The organism is Janthinobacterium sp. JC611 (assembly GCF_018682595.1).
In the GTDB taxonomy this organism is placed as follows: domain Bacteria; phylum Pseudomonadota; class Gammaproteobacteria; order Burkholderiales; family Burkholderiaceae_D; genus Janthinobacterium.
In genome coordinates this window covers 1-6,470 of record NZ_JAFLJN010000019.1, presented here as the reverse complement: position 1 = coordinate 6,470, position 6,470 = coordinate 1, and the positions used below count along the sequence as shown (strand labels likewise).

At 50.8% G+C, this 6,470-nt stretch carries 7 protein-coding genes; 4 read left to right on the top strand and 3 right to left on the bottom strand.

Features of this window, described 5'->3' with window-relative positions; translation table 11 throughout:
- Positions 1 to 35: 35 nt before the first annotated feature.
- Positions 36 to 905, bottom strand: coding sequence for a transposase (locus tag J0O65_RS12560; protein WP_215407190.1), 870 nt, complete (start codon positions 903 to 905; stop codon positions 36 to 38).
- Positions 906 to 1,053: 148 nt separating this feature from the next.
- On the opposite strand from J0O65_RS12560, the gene J0O65_RS12555 reads away from it, so the two are divergent.
- Positions 1,054 to 2,004, top strand: a complete 951-nt coding sequence (locus J0O65_RS12555) for a hypothetical protein (RefSeq protein ID WP_215407189.1) — start codon at positions 1,054 to 1,056, stop codon at positions 2,002 to 2,004.
- Between the two features lie 417 nt (positions 2,005 to 2,421).
- Here J0O65_RS12555 and J0O65_RS12550 read toward each other — a convergent pair whose 3' ends face one another.
- Positions 2,422 to 3,291, bottom strand: coding sequence for a transposase (locus tag J0O65_RS12550; protein ID WP_215407188.1), 870 nt, complete (start codon positions 3,289 to 3,291; stop codon positions 2,422 to 2,424).
- A 121-nt stretch (positions 3,292 to 3,412) separates the two neighbouring features.
- Here J0O65_RS12550 and J0O65_RS12545 point away from each other — a divergent pair, with 121 nt between their 5' ends.
- Together J0O65_RS12545 and J0O65_RS12540 are read left to right on the top strand one after the other, a co-directional pair.
- Positions 3,413 to 4,879 carry a hypothetical protein gene (locus J0O65_RS12545; RefSeq protein ID WP_215407187.1) on the top strand — a complete coding sequence of 489 codons (1,467 nt, stop codon included), beginning with the start codon at positions 3,413 to 3,415 and terminating at the stop codon, positions 4,877 to 4,879.
- Positions 4,876 to 5,220 carry a hypothetical protein gene (locus J0O65_RS12540; RefSeq protein ID WP_215407186.1) on the top strand — a complete coding sequence of 115 codons (345 nt, stop codon included), beginning with the start codon at positions 4,876 to 4,878 and terminating at the stop codon, positions 5,218 to 5,220. Before J0O65_RS12545 ends, J0O65_RS12540 begins: the two co-directional genes overlap by 4 nt.
- Positions 5,221 to 5,487: 267 nt before the next feature.
- Here J0O65_RS12540 and J0O65_RS12535 read toward each other — a convergent pair whose 3' ends face one another.
- On the bottom strand, positions 5,488 to 5,742 hold the full coding sequence (locus J0O65_RS12535; protein ID WP_215407185.1) for a hypothetical protein: 255 nt from the start codon (positions 5,740 to 5,742) through the stop codon (positions 5,488 to 5,490).
- Between the two features lie 424 nt (positions 5,743 to 6,166).
- Here J0O65_RS12535 and J0O65_RS12530 point away from each other — a divergent pair.
- Positions 6,167 to 6,470 (top strand): Arm DNA-binding domain-containing protein (locus tag J0O65_RS12530; protein ID WP_215407183.1); only part of this gene is annotated, 304 nt, incomplete at its 3' end.

Here is a 6,470-nt window from a genome sequence, read left to right as displayed (position 1 = left end):
GGGGCCAGGGTCAGGTCCGCCATTCGTACACGATCTCAGCCTTGGCCGTCGCGATCTACGGCAAGTTGCGCTTTATTAAATGCCGATACGGCCCGACTGACCGTCCTGCTTGACACGTGAAAAGCGGCGGCGATGTGGGACATGGTAAAAGCGGTTGACAGATAAGCGCGTGCCATGGCCTCGTCTCTGTTGCTATAGATGGCTTGATATTGCGCTAGTGATAGCGCGACAGCGCGGCGTTGCTGCCTTGGCGTATCTCTGAATGCTGCGGAACGCTGCGATTGCTGATGTGCCGAAACGAAGGCGTCATCGCCCAGAATAATCTGGTGACAGGTGCGAGCGAGCGGACTTTTCTCGCCCATCCCGGCGGCGACAAACCGGCAGTACGCAGGGATGGCCTCGTCGCGCGTAGCGCCAAACTGGCTCAAGAGCCAGACACGTGCCAACCAGCATGGAGGTGCCGCATCGTCCAAAACGTAGTGATGGCTGCTCCAGTACCATTCATCGGGTGATACGACCATGTGCGCCCGGACTGGATTCAGGACGATGTAGCGGGCCACTTCCAACAGATAGTTTTCTTTCTGCACCAAAATAGCTTTGTAGCGACCTTGCAATACGTGTCCAACAAGCTTATGGCGCCGGTTGAAATACTGAGTATAAACGCCATTCAGCTGGCGCATGCCCTGCGACAGATTAGCCTCGACCGTTTCAACGAGCAGATGATAATGATTGGTCATCTGGCAAAAGCTATGCACGATAAAATGGTGCCGCTCACAAACCAGGGCAAGCACTTCTTGCCAGGCTAGGCGATCGGTATCGTCCCGGTAAATGGCGCCGCGCCGGTCGCCGCGCGCAGTAACGTGGTAGAGGGCGCCGGCGAATTCAAGTCGTAGTGGTCGCGTCATGCGTTAGACGATACCTGAGCTATGCGCATTGGCACTGAGATTGCGTAGAGCTTTGGAAATAGATATGGCTGAGGCCGTGTCGGAATGGCGGACCTGACCCCGTTTCCATAACGTCGATATCCAGACGAAGAAGTCGATACAAGAGATATTGAAAGCTGACAATAGCATGCCTTTGGTGTCGGTTCCGGGGGACCAAGTCACCTTACTTGAAAAAGCACCGACTCGGCCGAGTAATGACCTGATGGCCTACATTACTGCCAACACTGGTGGCAATGCTAGCCCTTATGTCTTGACGCCCGGCCGGACGTATGTAACGGGCTCATCTCCGCCCGCAGCACCTGAGGGCACAAAGCGCGTGACCATTACTGTCGACGGAGCAGTATACTTCCCCCTTGTCGCTCCGTGCCCAGCGGTTAGCTGCACCAATGGTGACCCTATTGCTAATGCTATACCGGATGCGGGCACCAAGGCTTACAATGAAGCTGTTGCGCGTAAGACTGAGAGGGAAGTTGAAATTTTTACGTCGGTACTTGGCTTAGGCGGCGCAGCTATTCGTGGAGCAGGTGCCATTGTCAATTTAGCGACGAAGACAAGTGCTGTGGCACGGGTTGTTGAGGTTGCTGAGGCAAGTAGTTCAGGCGCAAAACTGTCGTTCGATACTTCATTGAATACAGTCGATAAGGCATGGAGCGTTAGAACGGGTGAAATTCTGGCGGAAGATTCTGTTGCTAGAGCATCTTATGCACGACTTCAAAGGCAAGGGACTGATGTTAAATTCGTCAACGATCCACATATGCCTGAAATGGGATTGTTCGATCCTTATTCGAACGTCGTTACTGTAAATATGCTCAGGCATTCATCTGCCGAAGAAGCGGCATCAACTGTTGTTCACGAGGCACTGCATCAGAATAGATTTTTCCAAAGCGGTGTGGCCCCGGGAACGCAATTTGAAGAGTATCTGGCATTTAGGAACGAGTTCCTGTTCCAGAACGTTAGGCGACCGACATTTATGGAGCGCCAACAGATCATTAACGACGTAGTAAAGCCTTTGTACCCGCAATTGCCAAGCGGGAACTTGCCAACACTTGGAGGGAAATAATTGTGAAGCCAATTAATGTGATGACTGATAAAGTATCAGCAGTGCGAGCACTTCGAATATTCGAAGGCGGGCAGCACTTAAGCTGCCCAGTTTGCGATGTCGTGCTTGATTCCATTCCGGCTGGTGTTGCACCAGGGACTGGGCGCATATCGGGGCTAGTCTGCCCAGTAGATAATAAGCACTACCTAATTTATGGTGACGATGCGGATGTAATGAAAAAAGCTCGTGAAGGTTTGCGGCGGATCGCTGGTAAACAGGACTGAGGAAAATCGGGATGTAGTAAGGTTACCCACTGAATTCGGAAAAAATAGCACGCTAAAAATTTTCCCGGATTGCCAGCTATTTTGAGAGATTAGGGCCAGCAAAGGAACGCATTCACTTTAGGGTCGAGGTCAAGTCCAGCATTAGTACACGATCTCAGCCTTGGTCGTCTCGATCTACAGCCAGTTGCGCTTTATTAAATGCCGATACGGCTCGACTGACTGTCTTGCTCGAGACGTGAAAAGCGGCGGCGATATGGGACATGGTAAAAGCGGTAGACAGATAAGCGCGTGCCATTGCCTCGTCTCTGTCGCTATAGCGGGCCTGATATTGAGCGAGTGACAGTGTGACTGCGCGGCGCTGCTGCCTTGGCGTATCTTTGAATGCATTGGACCGCTGCGATTGCTGATGTGCCGAAACGAAGGCGTCATCGCCCAGTAGCATCTGGTGGCAGGTATGGATGAGCGGACTAGTTTCACCCATCCCGGCCGCGACAAACCGAGAATAGTTGGCGACCGCCTCGTCGTGCGTGGCGCCAAATTGGCTCAAGAGCCAGTCCCGTGTCAACCAGCATGGAGACACTGCTTCGTCCAAAACGTAGTGATGGCTGCTCCAGTACCAGTCGTCGGGTGATGCCACCATGTGCGCCTGGACTGGGTTCAAGACGATGTAGCGGGCCAATTCCAACAGATAATTTTCTTGCTGCACCAAGATGGCTTTGTAGCGGCCTTGCAATACGTGTCCGACAAGCTGGTGGCGTCGATTGAAATGCTGGGTATATAAGCCGTTCAGTTGACGCATGCCCTGTGACAGATTTGCCTCGACCGTTTCAACGAGCAGATGATAATGATTGCCCATTTGGCAAAAGCTATGCACGACAAAATGGTGCCGCTCGCATACCAAGGCAAGCACTTTTTGCCAGGCAAGGCGATCAGTATCGTCCCGGTAAATGGCGCCGCGCCGGTCGCCGCGCGAAGTAACGTGATAGAGGGCACCGACGAACTCAAGTCGTAGTGGTCGCGTCATGCGGTAGACGATACCTGAGCTATATACATCGGCACTGAGATTGCGCAGAGGTTTGAATGTCGGAATGGCTGAGGCCGTGTCGGAATGGCGGACCTGACCCCGTCTCCATGCTGACAAGAAAATGAAAGATGCCAGAGATGCGGGCGATCTGGCGGAGGCCGCGAAATGGGAGGAAGGCGGGGTTTATCGTGTTGCTGCGCATACGGCGGCCGGTGCACTTGCGGGAGGTGTCGGTGGCGCACTTGGGGCCGGAGCCAGCGCTGCCGCCATGCCCAAGATCGGTGAGATGATCGACGGTATGGATTTGCCTGAGCCCGTCAAACAGGCTTTGGGTGCGGCGGCAGCCACGTCGATTGGCGCTGCTGCTGGTGGTGTAGCAGGCGCGGCGACGGCATTTAATACCGATGTCAATAACCGGATGCTGCATCCGGGTGATCGTCAGAAAGCAAAGGCCTTAGCTGAATTAAGCAAGGGTAAATATACCGAAAAGCAAATATTGGACGCTATGCGCTATTCGGGGTTGCGAGACGAGGCAGGCAATATTGTTGTTACTGAAAATACACAGGAAACCTTCGTTAGGAACGTCGATATCAAAACGGGAAAGACGATACAAGAGACGTTAGCGGCTGACAATACTATGTCTTTGGTGTCTGTTCCCGGGGACCAAGTCACCTTACTTGAAAAAGCGCCAACTCGGCCGAGTAATGACTTGATGGCCTACATTACTGCCAATACTGGTGGTAAGTCCAGCCCCTATGTATTGACACCTAGACCCACCTATGTAACGAACCAGTCCTTGCCAACGGCACCTGAAGGTACGAAGCGCGTGACCATGACTGTCGAGGGAGCGGTATACTTCCCCCTTGTCGCTCCGTGTCCAGCGGTTAGCTGCACCAATGGTGATCCTATTGCTAATGCCATACCAGATGCAGGAACCAAAGCTTACAATGAAGCTGTTGCACGTAAAACCGAGAAGGAAGTTGAAATTTTTACGGCGGTACTTGGCTTAGGCGGCGCAGCTATTCGTGGAGCAGGTGCCATTGTCAATTTAGCGACGAAGACAAGTGCTGTGGCACGGGGGGCCGAGCTTGCGGGATTAAGTAGCGTAAACGCGGCAGCAGCGGATGGATTTGCTCCGTTTAGAAGTAAGTTGGGATTTGACTTTGAAACCAATCTAACTCCTACACCCAATGGATCGTTTATTTCTCTTTCTTCACGCCAAGTAGTCTTAGAGGATGGATCAATTGTCTTGCAAAAGAGCGGCGCACCGGCCAGTGAATTTAGGGGCACTTTTAACTCAAAGACTGGGAACCTAAATGTCGACTGGATGGGTAGTGCGCAACAGGGGAACGGCCTCGGGACGGAAATGATGTCCCGTGCGGTTGAGAACATTGGACCTTCCAACGTAAGATCAATATCGGGTAGATTGGATGAGTTGAATAAGAGTTTATTTAATGAGTATTATAATGAAATTGGATATGATATTACGCAGTCGATATCAAAAATACCGGCCGGAAAAATACGAAAATCAATAGGCTATGGCGATTTGCAATATTCGAATGGAGTTATAACGGGAAGCAAGAAATGAAAACAGAGAGCATGGTAAAAGAAGAATTGATAGGCAAATTATTGAAAATTGATGGCTCTATGGAATTGTATAAATTGCTGATGGGTATTTCTGATTTTAATCTTGAGAGAGCTAATGTTGATTACTCTTTGGGGGAGGCTAAGTTAATTTCAGCAGCAAGAAATCATTTGTCATTTGTGGCAAAATTTGGAAATAAAGAATCTCACGTAATTGATGGTGAGAAACACTATTTTTCTTATCCTGATAAATTCAATGAATGGATTCAGGCAGGTGCTCCGGGGATTTTTATTGAAGAACTGGAGCTCTGTTTGAGTACTAAAGGCAGTAGCTTCGGCAAGTAATGTAACGGTGGGCGAGATGGCAAACTCGATAGCAACATTCCCAACACCAGTAGCATGGTGGGGTCAGGTCCGCCATTCGTACACGATCTCAGCCTTGGCCTTCGCAATCTGCAGCAAGTTACGCTTTATGAAATGCCGATATGGCCCGGCTGACTGTCCTGCTCGAGACATGAAAAGCGGCGGCGATGTGGGACATGGTAAAAGCGGTTGAGAGATAGGCGCGTGCAATAGCCTCGTCTCTGTCGCTTTAGCGGACCTGATATGGCGTCAATGACAGAGTGACAGCGTGGCGCTGAGGATCGGCGTATCCTTAAATTTATCGGAGCGCTTCGATTGCAGCTGTGCTGAAATGAAGGCGTTCTCGCCCAGAAGAATCGGATGACAGGTGCTAGCAAGCGGACTGGTGTCTTCCATCTCGGCCGCGACAAACCGGCAGTAGCGGATTTTGCAGGTGAGGGTATTTTTGAGGGTATCGGTACCTGAATGGTTTGGAAAGCGCTGAAAAATCAAGCGCTTAGCCACCTCATTGACCATCGAGTGGGAATAATCTCCCGTCCGGCACCGTAAGGTAACGCCGGGTCAATGAAGCAGCTAAGCCCCTGATTTTTCAGGGGCTTTTTTTATTTTGTCTGGCAAACGCAAGCAACCGAGGGCAGAGCCAAGCACGTTTTTTTGTGGGTATTTTTGCGGGTATCAAATGTGCTGAAATGTGAATTTAACATTTGGTTCTTCTTGCTGTTTTGTCACGTGAGGGTATTTTTGAGGGTATTTTTTGTTTTAAATGGTTGATTTTAAAGGAATTTTTCCATCTTTTTTACGCTCTCCATAGTGAGGGTATCGGCAGCCCGAGATGGGATAACGATTTCACTTTTTTTCGCGCTAAGTGATTGATTGTTTGAAATGAATCGGCTGCCAGTACAGACTTGTGTAGGAGTGGGAGGTGACCATGTTGACCGATACGAAACTGAAAAACCTGAAACCTGCTACGAAAGCCTATAAGGTGCCGGATCGTGACGGTATGTATGCGACGGTCCTGCCCACTGGCACCATCTCGTTTCGCTATAACTACCGCGTCAATGGCCGTAATGAAATCTTGGTGCTCGGACGGTACGGTGACGGTGGCTTGAGCTTGCAGGAGGCAAGGGAGCGCCTGGAGCAAGCCAAGAAAGCGCAATCGGAAGGCAAGTCGCGAGCCTGTAAGAATTTCTGTGTGAAACGGGGTCATGAAATAATACCGAAAAGGATGTTCC